This window comes from Acaryochloris marina S15 (assembly GCF_018336915.1).
Lineage (GTDB): Bacteria > Cyanobacteriota > Cyanobacteriia > Thermosynechococcales > Thermosynechococcaceae > Acaryochloris > Acaryochloris marina_A.
In genome coordinates this window covers 1,200,808-1,219,363 of the sequence record NZ_CP064923.1, presented here as the reverse complement: position 1 = coordinate 1,219,363, position 18,556 = coordinate 1,200,808, and the positions used below count along the sequence as shown (strand labels likewise).

Sequence of the window (18,556 nt, the reverse complement as noted above, 5' to 3'; positions counted from 1 at the left end):
GTATCTGTCCCTCTGTATGAGTAACGCTTTAGGTCTCTCTCTATAAATTGTTCTGTCTTTATCCCTCAAGTTAGAACGGTTTGCTCCGCTACATCAGAGTTCGATGCCATAAGCGAAACCTCCTTCAACTGAAGAACCGTCTCTAAATCCGTATATTCCTTGTTGCGGACTGGCCGAGTAGCGTGATTACATCTCAAGAAATCCGTATTTTCTGGGATGGCATCGCTCAATGTATTTGCTATGCACAGTCAAAAGAATTATTTGCGATCCTAGTAAAATCAGTATTTTCTGTGATTTAGAAATCATAAATATTGAGCATACTAAGAGTAGTTACAGAAAAACATGACAAGCGAATAATAATAACTGTTGTTCGCAAGACATCAAAAATTATGTAACAGAGGGGTGTGAGCAAAACAGTCTGTTTTGTTCGTTGATTTTATAAATCTAAATTTTTCAATCTAGCGTACTGCTAGATAAATATGACTTTGACTCTAAAGGCTTTTCAGCCTTAGTTTCTGCTGCCCAGAATTATCTGCTCAAGCTTTGGGATTGGATAGCTATGGTCTTCGGCCTACAGGCACCTAGGCTTCCATTTCAAGGACAACACCATCTCTTTTAACTATGAACAAGAGACGACAACAATTTAGATATGCTTTATGGCTGGGACTGTCCCTATTGACTTGGACAACTGCCACTCCAAAAGCTATAGCCGCCACACTTCCCGCTAACAGTGACTTGCAGCTTCAAACGAGTGGCCCGCTGCGCTGTGCAAATATTGGAGATTGGTATACCACGAATGGCAGCAGTGGGGGAGGGGCTTGCAATGGTGCAGCCACCACCAGTACCGATAGAATTCATCGATTTGTCGTCGATATCACGCCCGAAATGCTGGCTGCATTGGGAGGAAGTGTCACAGTCAGCATTGAAGATGCAGAAAGTGTCGCAGGTCCTGGTTTTATAGATGAAGTTTCGGGAACCAGTGACCCAACTCGATTCCAACTCCGGACAGCCGACGGGAATACGGTTTTACAAACTCAAACCGTCAATCCATCCGTGGATGGCAGTGGGAATAATACCACGGTTAATTTTACGATCAGTACTGCTGGTACTTACCAAATCACTAGTGAAACCGGTGCTGGCCCAATCTTTGGCGACAACACCACTGCTCTCAATAACGATGACAATAGCTTTAGAATCAGAATTCCAGATGTCCCTAGCTTACCCCCTAACTCCCAGGGCTTAGTCGGACAATATCAGGGCACCGCTCAACATAATGAGAGTGGAAGCTTGACCATTCCGTTTTACTTTCTAGTAGGACCTGGGACCGGGAGTCTATTTCTCCGCAACTTTGACATTGATGGCAACGGGACGTTGACCTACACCCGTCCCAATGGGTCCACGATTCCTGGCACTAACTCTGGCAACGGCCGCTGGAATAACAGCGGAACGCTCAATACTGGAGGCGATACCATTGCCGGGTTAACCCTTTCTGAAGCTGGATTATGGGGTCTGCGGGTCAATAATTTATCCAGAAACAACCAAATGATTGTGGAGGCAAATACGGGAACGGGGGACCGTTTAGTACTCTTTAACGAACCACCGACTCGGGCGGGTGATTTTACGATTACTCCGGATACGACTCTATCAACAACGATTGGTGTAGCTGTCGATCATCCTTTCACTGTCACCAATGAATTTCTAACCACGGACATTATCAACCTCAACCCCGTTGGCACCAATGCGAACTATACGGTCCAGTTACTAGATGCCAGCGGTAATACCCTAACGGATACAGATGGTGATGGCCAGCTAGATACGGGGATTCTAAACCCTAATCAAACTCAAAGTTTTATCTTGCGGGTTACGCCCCTAGCAGGTGCAAGTACTACTGATATCACAGAGATTCAAGCCATATCTTTTATGGATCAGCGAGTGGATCCGACCAATAACAAAACCTTGTCCATTACCAAGACAACAACCCTCCAGCCTCCTCCAAAGCTGGTTCTCGTCAAACGTATCACGGCGATCAATGGCAACCGGACTATTAATCCCAATGACAATACGGTGTTGAATCAGTTTGTTGATGATGTCACCACTAACGATAACGAGGCTGGCTGGCCCAGTAATTATTTAAATGGTGCTTTCAGTGGCGGCCTGGTAAGACCTGGGGATGAAATTGAATATACGATTTACTTTCTCAATGCTGGGGGGCGGCCTGCGTTTGAGGTAACCATCTGCGATCGCATACAGCCATTCCAAACCTTTAAACCCATTCCATTTACCGCCAGCGGAGATGCAGAATTCCAGCTAGGAACAAGTGCAGTCATACCGTTAACCGCAGCGGATGACAGTAGTGATCGCGCCCAGTTTGTCGCTCCCAATGCAGCGATACCGAGTGAGTGTAACTTGCCAGGCCCCAATGGAAACGGAACGTTTGTCCTCAATTTAACGGGCAATACGGGAACAGGTATGCCCAATCTACCGAATCTCCCCAACTCAACTGGAGCCGGAGCCCCCAATAATTCCTATGGGTTATTCCGCTTTCGCACCACAGTGGATGAGTAGGAAGGACTCTGGCTAAAGTTTCTGACTAACGGCCAGTGATGCTAAGCCCAACCTTATGAGGGCTTGATAGTTGCCTGTCTCAGCGCGAAAGAATTCATCAGATGTGGGTTAATCGCGATTAATCTTCTTTTGCAATGATAATGGGTATCCAGCGTTTGATGAGAAATCTGCGATCTCTTGCAACTCTGTCATTAACCCGAATGGGGGTTACCTAAATACAATATCTAAGACTTTATACAAATTCATCCAGACTAAAATTTCATCTTTCACATTAGTTTGTCTTGTCTATCGTCTTGACAGATATGCAAGTCACAATGACCAGTACTATCTTCTCGATAAAGAGCTCTCAAACCACCCTGTTGCCAATGTTCAAAAAAGAATTCCAAATCCCTATACTTATAAATTGAAGGAGTTCTATGTTTTCTAGAAGTTCCTCCTTTGTCATCTGGTGGGCCTAAAATTTCCTCAAGCTCTCTTCTAGACATACCAAAGTGTAGTGGTTTGATGGACCCAGTCTCAATGAACTGACTATACCAGACATTAAAATCCATGCTTCAAACCGAAAAACTAATACTGAACTCTGGAGAAGTTTTGGAGGAAAAAGAAAATTTTTTTACGATAGATACACTTTATTAGACAAGCAAAGAGAAGGAATTTTCATAATTGTTGATGTGAATCGATTTTACTCTAAGATGAGCCGAATCTTACATAGGATGACTTGACAAATCCCTAATAGATCCCATCAGTCTATTCACACCATCTATACAATTCATTTTTAATTCTGAGTTATCCCTTGAAAATTTGTCCCACTGATCGATGTACTTATCTGCTATGTTCGTGCCGTTTTTGGTATCTAAGTAGACAACAGCTCCAAAAACCGCACCTTGATCGAATTGAAGTTCTGGATGTTGCAGATAATGGTTCAGATAGTTACACAAATATGAAATTGAATTGTCTGTATTGAATCGTGCAAGAGCAAGTGCATGGGCCTGACCTGCGTAACAGACATCGGAACGTAGGAGTAATCTGCCGATATGCTGGCAATGCCTCTTTGAGTTTTCAATAGCTGCGAAGTATGAGCCTACTTTGCGCGAACGCCAATTGAAGTATGTGAGAAGCTTACTAATGAGAATAGGATCGATCTGACTACGTATTGTTGAATAGGACTGTTGAAATTCTTCGAACCTATTATTGATGTTGGTCAGACAAAATGGATTAATCCACATTTCGAAAAAATTTTGATCTGGATTGGACATTACAACCGGAATTTCAAGATTAGAGTAAGGTCCAGCATGAACCACTGTCGCCCCAGAAACATGCATTTCCAGTTGTTGTTTGGACTCTTCATCCATATATAAAACTGACCAATAGGACTAAATCAGGAAAGCGAGAATTAATCAAACGCGTTAATCAATAACATAATTCGATTGTCGTTATTCATTAGCCTATAAGATTGCTATTGAAGAACTATCTAACAGATGAGAATTAACAAGACCATCAAGTTTAGGAGTTTCAGGTTATGTAGCATCAGTAGACACTGCTTTTTTCTGACCTAAACGGGGTTCAGTCCCTGCTAATAAGCGTTGGATATTTGCCCAATGCCGCCATATCACATAGACACCTGCCGTGATACCAAAAAGCACATAGGCCAAGGGTTCTTTGGCGACAAACATCAGGACCGGTAGAGCAACTGCTGCACTAATAGAACTCAGCGATACAATCCGTGACAGGGATACCACCAAAGCAAAAATCCCCAAAGCTGCCAGACCCACCGTCCAGCTCATCACCAATAGCACCCCTAACCCAGTCGCCACTGACTTACCACCCGAAAAGTTCAGCCAGATAGATTTACTATGGCCCAAAATCGCCATCAGCCCAGCCATAATCACGAATAGTGACAGCCAGAGGCCAAGATTGGTCGCCTCTGGGGCTTGAGTCAAAAACGTAGGATTCCCATAGGCCCAGCGTATGAGTGCCACAGCTCCCGCTCCTTTGCAGATATCAACCGCTAACGTGGCTAAGCCTGGTCCCTTGCCTAACGTCCTCAAAACATTCGTGGCTCCTGTGGATTTCGATCCATACTCACGAATATCGATACCTTGGAGAGCCTTCCCCAGCAAATAGCCCGTGGGAAAAGAACCTAAAAAGTAGGCAACGATTAACAATACACCGTTACAAAGTAGCCAGATAGCCATGGGAAACCAAACGTCCTAAACGCGCACTTAATCCCTATTGTTCCACGTCTAGCAGCTAAGGCTACAGGGCTTAGAGACGTTTTTGCAACACCCGTTCTAAGGTTTTGAAATTTTCCAAAACCTTACCCGTACCTAAGGCTACACAACTGAGAGGATCAGGCGGAACATGGACCACTAAGCCCGTCTCATAGCTGATCAGCGCATCCAGTCCTCTCAGTTTCGCTCCACCACCCGTAATCACAATGCCTCGATCAATCAGGTCTGCCGCCAACTCCGGGGGGATCTTTTCTAGGACTCGTTTAATGGCAGAAATAATGCGGGCCAGAGACTCCGATAACGCCTCCCGAATTTCCGCTCCCTGCAAAACCACACTGCCGGGTAACCCCGACAATAACCGCAAACCAGAGACCTCTAAAGTTGTCTCATCATATTCAGGATTGGGATAGACCGTGCCAATCTTCATCTTCACGGTTTCAGCCGTTCTTTCTCCGATCAACAGATCATGGTTCTTTTTGACATGGCGACAAATAATATCGTCAAACTTGTTGCCTGCTACCCGCAGCGATTCCGTTACTACTGTTCCCATGTAGCTCACAATGGCAATTTCCGTAGTGCCGCCGCCAATATCCACCACCATATTGCCAATGGGTTCTTCCACAGGCAAATCGGCACCGATAGCCGCAGCAACGGGTTCATCAATCAGGTACACTTCCCGAGCACCCGCTTGAGCAGCGACTTCTGACAAGGCCCGCTTTTCAATACTGGTGGATCCAACAGGACTACTAATAATCACCCGAGGGTACAGCAAGGTTTGTCCCTTCTGTACCTGTTGAATAAAATGCTTGAGCATCAACCGAGCCGTATCAAACCCTACAATCACCCCATCTGAAAGGGGACGATTGACATCAATGCTAGCGGGATTGCGGCGCATCATCGCTTCAGCCTCGCTGCCAATCGCCAGCAAAGTTCGATTGGTGTGATCGAGAGCAACCACAGAGGGTTCTCGCAGTACAATACCTTGATCGCTGAGAAAGATGAGGGTGTTTGCAGTGCCCAAATCAATGCCAATGCCGTGGGATAGATGATTTAACGGACCCAACTCCTAATACCTCCTAGACACCTAAATATCTTTAATGCAGATAAAGTCCCCGATCTTGTCTAAAGAAATGTCAGGTTAAACCCTTGTGTGATCACTCAATTCCTTGCTTAGTCTAGCGGTCTTTTTCCCACCACAGCGAATTATTCAGGATCTCTATTCAAACCAATCGAACGTGGCTCGTTCTTTGCGAAGCTGCGGTTCTGGCGCAAAGGCTAACCAGAGAGGAAATTGCAGAATCGATAAACTGACTTCCTCTTCCGCATCATCAATCAAAATTAAGGGTAGCTGTTGTTCCTTGACGAGCCGATCCGCTTTTTGAGCCAGGGCATCAGGAGATTCAAACAAAACCAAACCTCGCTCTGGACCAAAATCAGACCGATCAATGCCCAAACAGTCCTGTAGACCCCGTCGCCAATCTCCTAGTCGTTCAGGGGAATTCGCCAGAATCAAGGTGCGGACGCCGTTGCCATACAGCTGGCGCAAAATCGAGATCGTAGCAGAGGCCACCAAAATATTTTGCAGACGGCTACTTAAGGTCCGCAAGGCCCCGCGGCCTCCAAAGGTAAAAAACCAGCTGGCTACCCGCTCTGCATGAATGGGCTCAAAGGTCCGGCGCAACTGCCAAGGGGGACCGTAGTAATTGGGATTGGTGCGGTATTGATCCAGAATCTGGCGAATCTGCCGCGTTTCGTCCGCAAATTCCTGAGTCGCAAATTGAGGGCCAGACCGTTGAGGAGGAGCAGACCGCTGTTGAGGCGGGCGGGACTGTCGAGGAGGAGCAGACCGCGGCGGGCGCTGTTCTGCTGCTGGTTCAGGGCGAGGAGCAGGCGGTGCTTGAGCCGGTGCTTTTGGTTTGGGTGCTTCCTTGGGGGCCAGCTCTAGTTTTTCGGCTGCGATCACCAGATCTTGCAAACTGGTCACGAGATAGTCATGAAAGCCGTGGATCCGAATCGCTAAATCTTGAGACACTCCCGCAAAACTTTGGCGCATTTCCGCCTGGACCCGTTCTTGGCGACGCTCTAGCTGATCAACCGCAATTTGGAGGGTTTGCTTCCGCTCTTCTAATGTTTTGAGGTGGTCGTTGGCAAATCGTTCTAGGGCTGTTTGGGTCGCTGAGAGCTGCTGTTCGAGGAGCTTGGCTTTCGTTCCCCGCAGTTCAGCGATTTCCGCCCGGAGGGTCTGAGCGTCTTTTTGAAGTTGTTCTACAGAAGGGGTGTTGTTGGCGATACCGGAAGAATCAGTCACGTTAATCCACTTGAATCAGTAAAATAATGGTCGTTGAGCAGGATACCTTAAGATCTGGGGCATCGCTCTTCTAGACAGGTCAATAGCGCTCGGGCATCAAAGAGCATAGGCATGAAGTGAATACTCTTGACCTCTTTAAAAAAGAACAAGATAGGAATGGGGGGAACCAAAATCAGCCAGTCTTGCCACTCGGCAAAGGGAAACTGGCGCAGCTGTTTTTCGCCTCGGTACAGCTCAAAAGCTGTGGCTGTAAATTGGACTTTCACAGTGGCGGCCTGAAAACCCAGAAAACAACCTAATAGGATGATAGGAACACCAGCCCAGGGGGTGAGGAAGGTTAGGATTGTACCTGCGATCGCAACTCCGATCGGCACCCAATAGCGGGGCGTCAAAACGACCGTCGATTGTGTATTAGAAACCTGAGAAACAGCCATTGCACGTTCATAGGGTGAGCAAACTGTTTTCCATTCTAAGGGGTTCTGCTTCACAAGTTTTGTAGAGCAGTTCCACCTGACCCTTGGAACATCACCCAAGACAAGAAAAAGTTGGTCATAAACACCATCACAAGGGCCGTCACCACCGCAGCTGTGGTGGATTGTCCCACCCCTTTTGCTCCCCCATAGGTCGTTAACCCCCAACTAGATCCAACGATGGCAATAATCCCGCCAAAAATAACAGCTTTAATCATGGAGTTCCAAATATCCCAGACCCCCAAAAAGCTATGGACTGAATCTAAGAAGACACTATAGGGAATGCCATAGAGAACAGATGCCACTACCATGCCACCAGTCACCCCCGCCACTAAAGAAATCAGGGTCAAAATCGGTAGCATCAAGGTACAGGCCAAGAGCCGAGGTACCACTAAAAAATCAACCGGATCAGTATCCAGCATTTGTAGGGCATCGATTTGTTCCGTGACACGCATCGTGCCAATTTCAGCGGCAAAAGCAGAGCAAACCCGCCCTGTAATAATTACGGCTGTCAGCACCGGGGCCAATTCTCGGGTAAGAGCAAGGGCCAACACTCCCCCCACGGTTTGCACTAGGCCAAAGGCAATAAACTCTCCAGCGACTTGAATGGTAAACACCATACCCACAAAGCTAGCGGTCAATAGGGCAACCAGCAAAGACTCCGGTCCGACAATCGCCATCTGCTCAATGGTATTGCGGCGATGAATTTTGCCTCTGAGTAAGTGGACGATTACCTGCCCGCCTAAAAAGATGGCTGCGAGCAAGCGACGGCTCCAAATATTGAATCCCGTCCAGGCCAGTAAGGATTTCACAAACACCTAAACTTTACTGCTGCGATGGTGATCAAAAGGCAGGGTTTGGAGGATATCAATCATACTGTCTCATCGCTAAACGAGTAATGGGCGATAAACCACCAACAACATACTACTTTGGCGATGGAGATTGTGGCACTGGCCATCCCGATAAAACCCAGAAAGTCCTGATTGCCTAATTTTTGGACGATAAAACGAATCAACCGTTTTAACTGCCAGACCGCTGCTGCTGTGACCAAACTCGTGTGGGAAGTCCCCAAACATAGATAAACCCTTCCGCAGCCTTGTGATCAAAGGTATCTTGAGACCCATAGGTCGCCAAGTCAGGTGTATATAGAGAGTGAGGTGATTGTCGTCCCACTACCATTGCAGATCCCTTAAATAGCTTGACCCGTACCGTACCTGTAACCTGTTTTTGAGTTTGCTGAATAAAGGCATCCAGGGCATCTTTGAGGGGACTATACCAGAGGCCGTTATAGACCAGTTGGCTATAGGTTTCTTCAATCCCTCGCTTGTACTGGGTCACATCTGCCGTCAGGGCAAGGCTCTCTAATTCTCGGTGAGCCTGGATCAACACCAATAAGGCGGGGGCTTCATAAATTTCGCGGGACTTAATGCCGACCAAGCGATTTTCCACCATATCAATGCGGCCTACCCCATGATTGCCCACCACTTGATTAAGCTGTTCGACTAGGGCTACAGGACTGAGGGCTTGTCCATTGAGCTGGGTGGGAATGCCCTGAGCGAAGTCAATATCAATATACTCAGGCTGATCGGGGGTATCAACAATCGCCTTGGTTAGATCATAAACCTCTTCCAAAGGCTCCACCCAGGGATCTTCCAAGGGGCCTGCTTCCACGCTTCGCCCCAATAAGTTGCGATCAATGCTGTAGGGAGAGGATTTCTTGACGGGGGACTGCACCCCATACTTTTCCCCGTAGGCAATGGTTTCTTCCCGACTCATGCCCCATTCGCGGGCAGGAGCTAAAACTTTGATGTCGGGATTAAGAGCAGTAATAGACACATCAAACCGCACCTGATCATTGCCTTTGCCCGTACAGCCATGGGCAACAGCATCGGCTCCGTGGGCCTCAGCAGCTTCCACCAGCAGTTTGGCAATTAAGGGTCGGGCTAGTGCAGTCGATAGAGGATATCGATTTTCGTAGAGAGCATTAGCCTGAATGCCGGGAAAGGCATAGTCGGCAATAAAGCTTTGGGTGGCATCAGCAATCAACGATTGAGCAGCACCAGCATCTAATGCTTTCTGGCGAATGGGTTCTAGTTCATCCCCTTGGCCTAAATCAGCAGCAAGGGTGATGACTTCTTCAACGCCCCACTCATGCTTGAGATACGGAATACACACGGAGGTATCAACCCCCCCTGAATAAGCCAATACAACTTTTTTGGCGCGCCCCATGATCGCTTTTGTTCCTGCAAAACTGCGTTCCCTATTATGCAGGGTTAAAGGTCAGATTGCTACCAAACATCAGTAATCAATGACGCAAATTCGTGATGTACTGGAGGGGAGGAAATGGTTAGTTCCGAGAAGTGTCCATTCTCGTGAAGATGCTGAAAAAGTGTTGTCATAATTTCTATTTACAAAACGAATGAGATTTTGGCCATATCAAGAAGCGCTTCTAAAATCTTCTGAGGAAAAATCCAATCGTCGTAAATTCAAGCTTCTAAAATATTGATTATTTATTTTCTCTGAACACTACATAATTCTCATTTTTCTTATATAAATCTCGCGAAAATCTCAGCAAACTCTAATAAATTGCTCAGATAAACATCATTGATATCTCATGTTTCTTGCTTAGATTAAGGATATAGAGATGAAGCGTTGTTGAAGTTGAACACACAAAAATACTGATGCACAGAGGTTTTCCTGAACTTGCTGACAGTAGTTCAGAAAATTTAGATACAGCATCATCAACTCTCATTGAGCCAGATTTAGCAGATCAATAAGATTGACAAAAAAATAGAATCAATCAGCATCTCTTGCTGCCTCGATTTATAGATACTCCTTAAACATCCTCAGAAGTAAATTTTATGATTAACTTAATCGAGTTTCAGATTTCAGTGCAAGATGATCAATCAACAGATGACACAATGATCGATTTCCTGGCTCATCTAGCGATGGATCTGGAACGTCAGAATGCCGTTGTAACCTCTGCTCAGTTGCCTAGTCAGGCTGGCAAAGTAGGATGCTTTTCTCAAGAAGATAGAAGCAGTAGTCTGCTAAACATTGAAGTTAATCGAGATAATTGGCAAATCTGTAGCCAGTGGCTTTATGAGCGCTTAGTGGGGACCACGACCAAGGTTAGATTTGAACATGAAGATCTTGAGTTTGCCTTTCAAGAACGCGATCATCACGATCAGCAACTCGCTCACAAAGAATTTGAAGTCTTAGTGAATTGGATGGAAACCTCTAGAAAAGTGCTAAATGCAGCATAAGAGGATCTGCTTACACTGACTACCTCTGAGAGCGTTGTCCGAATAAGCTACAAATTTCTTTAGCAAATCCTATATCGCTTATTCCCCTGCCAAACGGAATTCCTGTTATGCAGGGTTAAAGGTCGGATTGATATTGCTATGGGAGCTTGGTCCCAAGTATCAAACGCTTAAAGCTGTTTCATGAAAATAAGGCACGATCCCTATTGCTGAGTTTGTTGTGCTTTCGGTTGCAGTGAGGAAGGGTTTACTGAGCTGGGAGGAGATTGAGTAATCTACACAATACTTGAACGAGTAATGGCAATCAGACTGCCTATCAACCAGCGAGTCAAGTCTTCTGACAAGCTAATTTACAAGCTAAATGCTGGCTTTTTTATTTCTTCGTTTGGCTTTTCATTAAACATTACTGATAATTCCTATTTCAAACATTATGAGATTCTTCAGGTGTTTTTATTTGTCGATTTTTCGCCTTATTGATGGCAATCCTAGATTATCTAAAGGAATCTGGATATAGTTAGCTAAAATTAATTCCAATACTTCCTGCACCATACGCAGTTGGATATACCAACTGGGTCGTTGCTCACTTTGCATTCGTTTTTTGAGTAGAACTAGATTTGCTACATACTCTTCTGGGAAAACAACAATAAGTTGTCCTGTTAATGAGATATTGAGTGGACTACGGGATTTGAGAAGAACAAGTAAGAAGATACCTGCTGAAACGGTCGGGATGAGTAGATAGATCAATTCCCATTGCAGATGTGTTGTTGTGATGCGGGAAGCAACAATGATTTCTAATTTTTGGCGTGTTTGCTGCAGAATCGCCTGTGCAATTTTGGGGTCATTGATTTGAGCAAATGCGGCTGCAATCGCTCTCAGAGTATAAGATTTGTAACATGGATCATCAATTTTTTCGGCAACGGTTAGGGCATTTTTCAAGCCTTCATGGGCGAGTTTCGGGTCATTGATTTGACCATAGGCAGCTGTAATCGTGATCAGGGCATCGGATTTGATACTTGGGTTATCAATTTTTTCGGCGACGGCTAGGGCATTTTTCAAGCCTTCCTGGGTGAGTTTCGGGTCATTGATTTGACCATATGCGGCTGTAATCGCTCTCAGGGCATCGGATTTGGAATACAGGTTATCAATTTTTTCGGCGACAGCTAGGGCATTTTTCAAGCCTTCATGGACGAGTTTCGGGTCATTGATTTGACCATAAGCAGCTGTAATCATGCTCAGGGAAGAGGATTTGTAACTTGGGTTATCAATTTTTTCAGCGACGGCTAGGGCATTTTTTAATCCTTCATGGGCGAGTTTCGGGTCATTGATTTGACCATAGGCGGCTGCAATCATGCTCAGGGCAAAGGTTTGGGAACTTGGGTTATCAATTTTTTCGGCGACGGTTAGGGCATTTTTCAAGACTTCCTGGGCGAGTTTGGGGTCATTGATTTGACCATAGGCGGCTGCAATCGCGCTCAGGACATCGGATTTGGAACTTGGGTTATCAATTTTTTCGGCGACGGTTAGAGCATTTTTCAAGACTTCCTGGGCGAGTTTCGGGTCATTGATTTGACCATAGGTGGCTGCAATCGCTCTCAGGGCATCGGATTTGATACTTGGGTTATCAATTTTTTCGGCGACGGTTAGAGCATTTTTCAAGACTTCCTGGGCGAGTTTCGGGTCATTGATTTGACTATAGGCGGCTGCAATCGCTCTCAGGGCATCGGATTTGATACTTGGGTTATCAATTTTTTCGGCGACGGTTAGGGCATTTTTCAAGCCTTCATGGGCGAGTTTGGGGTCATTGATTTGACCATAGGCGGCTATAATCGCGCTCAGGGTAGAGGATTGGGAACTTAGGTTGTCAATTTTTTCGGCGACGGTTAGGGCATTTTTCAAGACTTCCTGGGCGAGTTTCGGGTCATTGATTTGACCATAGGCGGCTGCAATCGCTCTCAGGGCATCGGATTTGATACTTGGGTTATCAATTTTTTCGGCGACGGTTAGGGCATTTTTCAAGCCTTCATGGGCGAGTTTGGGGTCATTGATTTGACCATAGGCGGCTATAATCGCGCTCAGGGTAGAGGATTGGGAACTTGGGTCATCAATTTTTTCGGCGACGATTAGGGTATGTTTTAATCCTTCCTGGACGAGTTTCGGGTCATTGATTTGACCATAGGCGGCTATGATCGCGCTCAGGGTAGAGGATTGGGAATACGAGTCATCAAAATTTTCGGCGACGATTAGGGTATGTTTTAATCCTTCCTGGACGAGTTTCGGGTCATTGATTTGACCATAGGCGGCTGCAATCGCGCTCAGGACATCGGATTGGGAACTTGGGTCATCAATTTTTTCGGTGACGGTTAGGGTATGTTTTAATCCTTCCTGGGCGAGTTTCGGGTCATTGATTTGACCATAGGCGGCTGCAATCGCGCTCAGGACATCGACTTTTGAATATGGGTCATCAATTTTTTCGGTGACGATTAGGGTATGTTTTAATCCTTCCTGGACGAGTTTCGGGTCATTGATTTGACCATAGGCGGCTGCAATCGCGCTCAGGACATCGGATTGGGAACTTGGGTCATCAATTTTTTCGGTGACGGTTAGGGTATGTTTTAATCCTTCCTGGGCGAGTTTCGGGTCATTGATTTGACCATAGGCGGCTGCAATCGCGCTCAGGACATCGACTTTTGAATATGGGTCATCAATTTTTTCGGCGACGATTAGGGTATGTTTTAATCCTTCCTGGACGAGTTTGGGGTCATTGATTTGACCATAGGCGGCTGCAATCGCTCTCAGGGCATCGGATTTGGAACTTGGGTCATCAATTTTTTCTACTTGCTGGAGCGCTTGCTGAAACATCTCCTGCATATGCTGATAATCCCCAAGATTAACCTCCTCTAGCAATCCTTTAATTCTAAGTTCTTGAAAGCGTGAAGAAAGTCGCGATAGCTCTTCCTGACGTTCAATTTGCTCTTGATATGTAGAATGTTGCTTCCACTGATTCTGAAACGCATATATGCGAAGAACGGAAAAGCTAAGCGCAATAACTCCCCCAGCAGTTAACAACCCTCGCTTTAACCAGAATCTCCTAAGCATCTTTCTCTGTTCACATATGTTTTTCATGTCCAAACCACCCCTAGGCAAACTATCCCTGCCCCGATCGCTGAGCCAACATTAACCGATATTGCTGAACGCCATTGAGGGTATTGGCCCCCAACCCTGTCACCTTGTAATACTTGCGCCGGGCACCGCCAGAGTCATCCACCTCATCCCCCCATCGCCAGGAAATCAGACCCTTCTTCTCCAGACGGTTTAGGGCCGGATACAAACTACCAAAGCTTAGTGTGATCGGCCTGCCCTGATTCAGTTCATCCAAAATTTCTAAGCCATAGAACTCTCGTCCTAAAAGAACCGTGAGGATATCTTCATCGATTGCAGACAACCGCACAGGCTTGTCTTTTTCTGCTTTATCTTTGCGCTGTTTTGCCATTAGTTTCTTCGACCACTCGAAGTCTAATTTTTTCAAATACTATATGTTTTTATAATAGCTAACGTTATTCTAATATATTTCTCAGGAATTGGTGGCAATTCATCCTATAAGGCACCCAAATTTGGCATTGACAAGCAAGCAGTGCCAGCTTAATTGCACTCAGCTTCAATGCAAAGAAAGAGTAAAAACCTTTCTGTATTAAGCGATTAAGCACTCTATTTGCTCGTGTCCGGATTGTTTTGTAGACTCTGCAAATCCAAAGCTAAAAACCGATCCAGAGGTCGGTACATCCAATACATCGAACTTGTTGTATCAAGGCTCGTCTTCTGAAACCCCAACATCGCCCCCATCTTTTCGTAGAGGGGGTGAATCACCAATGTGTGCATATCACAGAGATTGGGAAAATCCTGTTGCATGCGTCGCAACATTTCCTGGGTATCGATCAGAAACGGAATTTGATAGCGGTCCCAATAAAGCGGGTCAATCATCCAGCTCCGAATATAAACCGACACACAGTTTGGATCACCCGGCGTTGCCATTTGAAACGGATCCACTTCTGTCAGCGTACTTAGATGTAGGCCCTTACTGGGTGCCGAAAAGAAATTAACATCAGATTCACTATCCGTGGGATATAGCAAATAAAAGCCCACTGGATTGAGGGTATTGACCTGCCGCAACACTCTCATACCTGTTCCATATTGCTGCGCCCATTGCCGAAGCTTCAGCGTAATTCGATGTGGCGCTGTCTCGGAGTTCTGGTTCATCCAGTTATAGTTGCGGGCCAACAAATTAGCCACTGGAATCGCATCACAGCGGGGGTCAAAGTCATCGGTTTTCAGATCGATGGTCTCTTCTGAAGTATCCCAACCTTCTGGCATCGGCTGAATTTCGATCCAGGTGGTATTGCCATCAAACTGCTTCTGAATCAGACCGAGTGCTGCAAGCTTATCCACCATCATCCCGGCAGCACGATCGCTGCCTTGATCCTTATCAAAGTAGAACAGCTCTGCTGCTTGTCGATGGGTGCACATAACTGGCTTGGTAGGTAATGCTAGCTCGGTTAGGGGTGGTCGCAAACGGGAATTTTCTGCTAACTGCTCCTGGACTAAGGCATAAATCCATAGACGCACGAAACTTTCTGCCCGGACCCGCGTTAACCCCACCCGCTGAATCAATTTCGCTACGGTTTGCTGCTGTTGTTCAGGAGACCACCACTGATCTAGGTCTTCAGTATTCAACTACTTCACCTCACTTCACCCTACTTCAGTATAGTTCTTGGCACTGATATTGCTTCAAAGAACTACGCAGCAGTCATTGTGGCCTCACCAGAGCAGAAGCCAGAATGCAATTAATCAAACAAAGCCCAACGGAGGCCATCATGACTGACAAGAAGTACACCACCCCTACAGCCCACACCAGCGCCTGGATTGCCCAAACCTGGATTTCCTTCACCGTTTCCATCGCCGCAACTGGCATTGGCATTATCTATATGCCCGTCAATACCTGGATGAAGGGTTACTTAGGCATGGGCACCTTATTTTCCATCGGCTCCACAATTAGCTTGTCCAAAACTATTCGCGATGTGGAAGAGTCGAAGCGGGTGATTAGCCGCCTCGATGAAGCCAAGGTCGAAAAAATGCTGGCGGAATATGACCCCTATAACAAAGTGGCCTAGCCCCATCAAACTCCCTTCAAACCATTCTTTAAGGACTCAAAAAATGCTTCTGGCTCACCCCCTCGCTACTTCTCGCAACGCCCTCAACATTGGTAAAGGTGTTTTTTCACTCCTCCGCAATCCCAGTAATACCGAATCGGTCTATGACATTGAAGATGGACTCTATGGTACCCAAGCCATGGAGCTGGCGGTGGACTTTATTAAGACCCATGCCAGTACTGCCGAATTAGTGAAAGACCGTTATATTGCCCCTTCGCCAGATCTAGAAGCCTTGTTGCAATATCCCCAAGATTCTCTAGGTTATTGCTATGCATCGACCCTGACGGACGCTGGATTTGATCCTGAGTTTTATCGTGCGATCGCAGTTCAAGACGATGCCAGCTACATCCTCCTCCGACTCCGACAAACCCACGATATTTGGCACCTGATTACTAGGTTCGGCACGGATGTGGCTGGAGAGTTGGGACTCAAAGCCTTTGAACTCGCCCAAACTCGCCGCCCAATGGCCTTGGTCTTGCTCACCTTTGGCTTACTCAAAGCCCTGTTAAAAACGCCTGATTCCCTAGCGACCCTACTGCCAACGATTTCCCAGGGATACCAGCGAGGACTTCGCGCTCAGCCGCTGCTGTCCCAGAAGTGGGAAGAACAATGGGAAAAGCCACTCCAGCAATGGCAACAAGAGCTGGGCATCACAAGCTGAAATCTCAGGCAGTCCATCCCTAGCCCTGGACTGCTCTATGGATTACATCAAGATTTAAGGAGCGCAAGACTATGAGATATATCGCCTTCGGTTTATTAGCCTTTCTCGCATTAATTATTCTGGCTGGGTATGGTGCCGTCAGCTGGGTGGATATTGCTACCATTCAGTTCGTGGATTGGATTATGAGTCTCGCCATTTTTGGGTGGTTAGTGACCATTACCACCGTTCCCTGGAACGTCCATTTTCAAGCCCGTGAAGTGGTGGCAGAAATCAATCTTTCTTTAGAAAAAGGGATTCACATTGATTCAGAACAGCGCCAATATGCCATGATGGTCGGTCGCCGCAGCTTATGGGTTGCTTTGGCCCTGCATGGCGTCTCTGCAGGCGGTCTCTTTGCCCTAGCCTGGTGGAATATTAGCGCCCTTGGCTATCTGGGCTCCCTCGCGGCGCTACTTTTGACGGTGTTACGCCCTAGCATTCGAGCCTACTCTTTTCTCGCCAAGCGTCTATCGATGATTCAGCGCCAGTGCAGCTATCCCCGCGAAGATGTGTTGGAGTTGCGGGGCCGCATCGCCATGCAGGAAAAGCTGACTGAGAGTCTGACCCAGCGTCTCAATTTAGAGGATCCAACCTCTTGGATCAGTGACCAGCAGCGACAATGGGAATCTATCCGCCAGGATCTCAATCGGGTGATGACGGCCCTGGAAACCTTCAAAGTCAATAATCAGGTGGAGCATCAGCAGTTAGCGAGTGATGCGGAGAATGCGATCGCAAACCTCAGTGAAGACGCACAATTCCTCAATCAAGTCCGGGAGCTCATCCGCTTTGTCAAAACGGCTTAATCTAGCCCAGCAAGCTATCCTAAACACCAGTAGCCCAATACATCACAGCTTGTTCTTTAGCGTTATCATCCCCACCTACAATCGCCTGCCCATTTTGCAAAAATGCTTGGCAGCCCTCTCCCAGCAGGCTTTAACATCCCCTCATACCTATGAAGTGATTGTGGTGGATGATGGCTCTACAGACGATACAGTGGCTTGGCTCCACACTCAGTCCCTCCTTGATCTGCGATATTATTGCCAGTCTCACCAAGGTCCAGCTGCCGCCCGCAATCTGGGTCTCCAAATGGCCCAAGGCGATACCATCGTGTTTATTGATAGCGATTTAGTCGTCACAGATTCCTTCTTACAATCCCATGCTGAGGCGCTAGAGTCGGCGCAACAACGGTTGGGGCATCATCGACTGTTCACCTATGGCCGCGTTATTCAAACTTGCAACTTCGCGGATCCAACATCGACCCCCTACAAACTTTCAGACTATTCAGCCGCCTATTTCGCCACCGGAAATGTTGCCATTGCTCGGCGTTGGCTAGAAGAGGCCGGAGGCTTTGACCCTAGCTTTCAGCAATATGGCTGGGAAGATTTGGAGTTAGGCGTACGGCTCCAACAGCTCAATCTCCAACTAGTCAAAGCACCCAAAGCAGTCGGTTATCACTGGCATCCCCCCTTTCGCCTTGATCAACTGCCCCAGTTAATCGAACAGGAACGGCAGCGGGGGCGAATGGGGGCTAAGTTTTACCTCAAGCACCCCACTCTTCACGTCAAAATGATGGTCCAGCTAACTATTTGGCATCGTTTGCTCTGGAGACTGCTAACCATTAATGGCCAATTAAATGAACGATCTCTCACACCGCTCTTGCAATTTTTGATCCACCACCATCACTCCCCAACGGCCCTCGGTATCACCCGTATCTTCCTTAACGGGTATCAGGTGCAAAGCACTCACCTAGCCTATACCCAGCTTAGAGAAATCGATACGGGTGTTCAAGGCTGATGCTCGGCAAGCCTAAGTTAG

General features: G+C 46.8%; 16 protein-coding genes. 6 read left to right on the top strand and 10 right to left on the bottom strand.

Features of this window, described 5'->3' with window-relative positions:
* The first annotated feature begins 621 nt into the window (after window positions 1-621).
* Entirely contained in the window at window positions 622-2,565 is a 1,944-nt protein-coding gene (locus I1H34_RS06340) for a DUF11 domain-containing protein (RefSeq protein WP_212664852.1), read from the top strand.
* Between the two features lie 704 nt (window positions 2,566-3,269).
* On the opposite strand, the gene I1H34_RS06335 is transcribed toward I1H34_RS06340, so the two are convergent.
* The 7 genes from I1H34_RS06335 to I1H34_RS06305 all read right to left on the bottom strand — a co-directional run bounded on the left by I1H34_RS06335 (window position 3,270) and on the right by I1H34_RS06305 (window position 9,803).
* Complete coding sequence (locus I1H34_RS06335; protein ID WP_212664851.1) at window positions 3,270-3,917, bottom strand: DUF6000 family protein; 648 nt, start codon at window positions 3,915-3,917, stop codon at window positions 3,270-3,272.
* A 165-nt stretch (window positions 3,918-4,082) separates the two neighbouring features.
* On the bottom strand, window positions 4,083-4,760 hold the full coding sequence (gene plsY, locus I1H34_RS06330; protein ID WP_212664850.1) for a glycerol-3-phosphate 1-O-acyltransferase PlsY: 678 nt from the start codon (window positions 4,758-4,760) through the stop codon (window positions 4,083-4,085).
* A gap of 70 nt (window positions 4,761-4,830) precedes the next feature.
* Window positions 4,831-5,829, bottom strand: a complete 999-nt coding sequence (gene mreB / locus I1H34_RS06325) for a rod shape-determining protein (protein ID WP_315874870.1) — start codon at window positions 5,827-5,829, stop codon at window positions 4,831-4,833.
* A gap of 183 nt (window positions 5,830-6,012) precedes the next feature.
* Window positions 6,013-7,104, bottom strand: a complete 1,092-nt coding sequence (locus I1H34_RS06320) for a DUF3086 domain-containing protein (RefSeq protein ID WP_212664848.1) — start codon at window positions 7,102-7,104, stop codon at window positions 6,013-6,015.
* 47 nt (window positions 7,105-7,151) lie between these two features.
* The gene (locus I1H34_RS06315; protein ID WP_212664847.1) at window positions 7,152-7,538 is read right to left on the bottom strand and encodes a DUF3119 family protein; all 387 of its coding nucleotides are present in this window, start codon (window positions 7,536-7,538) and stop codon (window positions 7,152-7,154) included.
* Between the two features lie 50 nt (window positions 7,539-7,588).
* Window positions 7,589-8,386 carry an MlaE family lipid ABC transporter permease subunit gene (locus I1H34_RS06310; RefSeq protein WP_212666167.1) on the bottom strand — a complete coding sequence of 266 codons (798 nt, stop codon included), beginning with the start codon at window positions 8,384-8,386 and terminating at the stop codon, window positions 7,589-7,591.
* A 208-nt stretch (window positions 8,387-8,594) separates the two neighbouring features.
* A complete protein-coding gene (locus I1H34_RS06305; protein WP_212664846.1) occupies window positions 8,595-9,803 on the bottom strand; it encodes an argininosuccinate synthase in 1,209 nt (402 codons plus the stop codon).
* A gap of 632 nt (window positions 9,804-10,435) precedes the next feature.
* Here I1H34_RS06305 and I1H34_RS06300 point away from each other — a divergent pair.
* Window positions 10,436-10,840, top strand: a complete 405-nt coding sequence (locus I1H34_RS06300; protein WP_212664845.1) for a hypothetical protein — start codon at window positions 10,436-10,438, stop codon at window positions 10,838-10,840.
* A gap of 447 nt (window positions 10,841-11,287) precedes the next feature.
* Here the strand turns inward: I1H34_RS06300 and I1H34_RS06295 are convergent, their stop codons facing one another.
* From I1H34_RS06295 to I1H34_RS06285, 3 genes are all read right to left on the bottom strand, one after another.
* On the bottom strand, window positions 11,288-13,933 hold the full coding sequence (locus tag I1H34_RS06295) for a tetratricopeptide repeat protein (RefSeq protein ID WP_212664844.1): 2,646 nt from the start codon (window positions 13,931-13,933) through the stop codon (window positions 11,288-11,290).
* 49 nt (window positions 13,934-13,982) lie between these two features.
* Window positions 13,983-14,327 carry a PadR family transcriptional regulator gene (locus I1H34_RS06290; protein WP_212664843.1) on the bottom strand — a complete coding sequence of 115 codons (345 nt, stop codon included), beginning with the start codon at window positions 14,325-14,327 and terminating at the stop codon, window positions 13,983-13,985.
* A 215-nt stretch (window positions 14,328-14,542) separates the two neighbouring features.
* Complete coding sequence (locus I1H34_RS06285) at window positions 14,543-15,565, bottom strand: hypothetical protein (RefSeq protein ID WP_212664842.1); 1,023 nt, start codon at window positions 15,563-15,565, stop codon at window positions 14,543-14,545.
* Between the two features lie 140 nt (window positions 15,566-15,705).
* Here I1H34_RS06285 and I1H34_RS06280 point away from each other — a divergent pair, with 140 nt between their 5' ends.
* From I1H34_RS06280 to I1H34_RS06265, 4 genes are all read left to right on the top strand, one after another.
* Window positions 15,706-16,002 carry a YiaA/YiaB family inner membrane protein gene (locus I1H34_RS06280; protein ID WP_212664841.1) on the top strand — a complete coding sequence of 99 codons (297 nt, stop codon included), beginning with the start codon at window positions 15,706-15,708 and terminating at the stop codon, window positions 16,000-16,002.
* 43 nt (window positions 16,003-16,045) lie between these two features.
* Entirely contained in the window at window positions 16,046-16,702 is a 657-nt protein-coding gene (locus I1H34_RS06275) for a Coq4 family protein (RefSeq protein ID WP_212664840.1), read from the top strand.
* Between the two features lie 71 nt (window positions 16,703-16,773).
* A complete protein-coding gene (locus tag I1H34_RS06270) occupies window positions 16,774-17,544 on the top strand; it encodes a hypothetical protein (RefSeq protein ID WP_212664839.1) in 771 nt (256 codons plus the stop codon).
* 49 nt (window positions 17,545-17,593) lie between these two features.
* Window positions 17,594-18,535, top strand: coding sequence for a glycosyltransferase family 2 protein (locus tag I1H34_RS06265; protein ID WP_212666166.1), 942 nt, complete (start codon window positions 17,594-17,596; stop codon window positions 18,533-18,535).
* The last annotated feature ends 21 nt before the right edge of the window (window positions 18,536-18,556 follow it).

Excerpts from the sequence above, each read along its gene's own strand:
- I1H34_RS06300 (WP_212664845.1), top strand. The coding sequence starts at position 10,436 with ATGATTAACTTAATCGAGTTTCAGATTTCAGTGCAAGATGATCAATCA.
- plsY (WP_212664850.1), bottom strand. The coding sequence starts at position 4,760 with ATGGCTATCTGGCTACTTTGTAACGGTGTATTGTTAATCGTTGCCTAC.
- I1H34_RS06275 (WP_212664840.1), top strand. The coding sequence starts at position 16,046 with ATGCTTCTGGCTCACCCCCTCGCTACTTCTCGCAACGCCCTCAACATT.
- I1H34_RS06335 (WP_212664851.1), bottom strand. The coding sequence starts at position 3,917 with ATGGATGAAGAGTCCAAACAACAACTGGAAATGCATGTTTCTGGGGCG.
- I1H34_RS06340 (WP_212664852.1), top strand. The coding sequence starts at position 622 with ATGAACAAGAGACGACAACAATTTAGATATGCTTTATGGCTGGGACTG.
- I1H34_RS06315 (WP_212664847.1), bottom strand. The coding sequence starts at position 7,538 with ATGGCTGTTTCTCAGGTTTCTAATACACAATCGACGGTCGTTTTGACG.
- I1H34_RS06295 (WP_212664844.1), bottom strand. The coding sequence starts at position 13,933 with ATGCTTAGGAGATTCTGGTTAAAGCGAGGGTTGTTAACTGCTGGGGGA.
- I1H34_RS06290 (WP_212664843.1), bottom strand. The coding sequence starts at position 14,327 with ATGGCAAAACAGCGCAAAGATAAAGCAGAAAAAGACAAGCCTGTGCGG.
- I1H34_RS06280 (WP_212664841.1), top strand. The coding sequence starts at position 15,706 with ATGACTGACAAGAAGTACACCACCCCTACAGCCCACACCAGCGCCTGG.
- I1H34_RS06270 (WP_212664839.1), top strand. The coding sequence starts at position 16,774 with ATGAGATATATCGCCTTCGGTTTATTAGCCTTTCTCGCATTAATTATT.
- I1H34_RS06305 (WP_212664846.1), bottom strand. The coding sequence starts at position 9,803 with ATGGGGCGCGCCAAAAAAGTTGTATTGGCTTATTCAGGGGGGGTTGAT.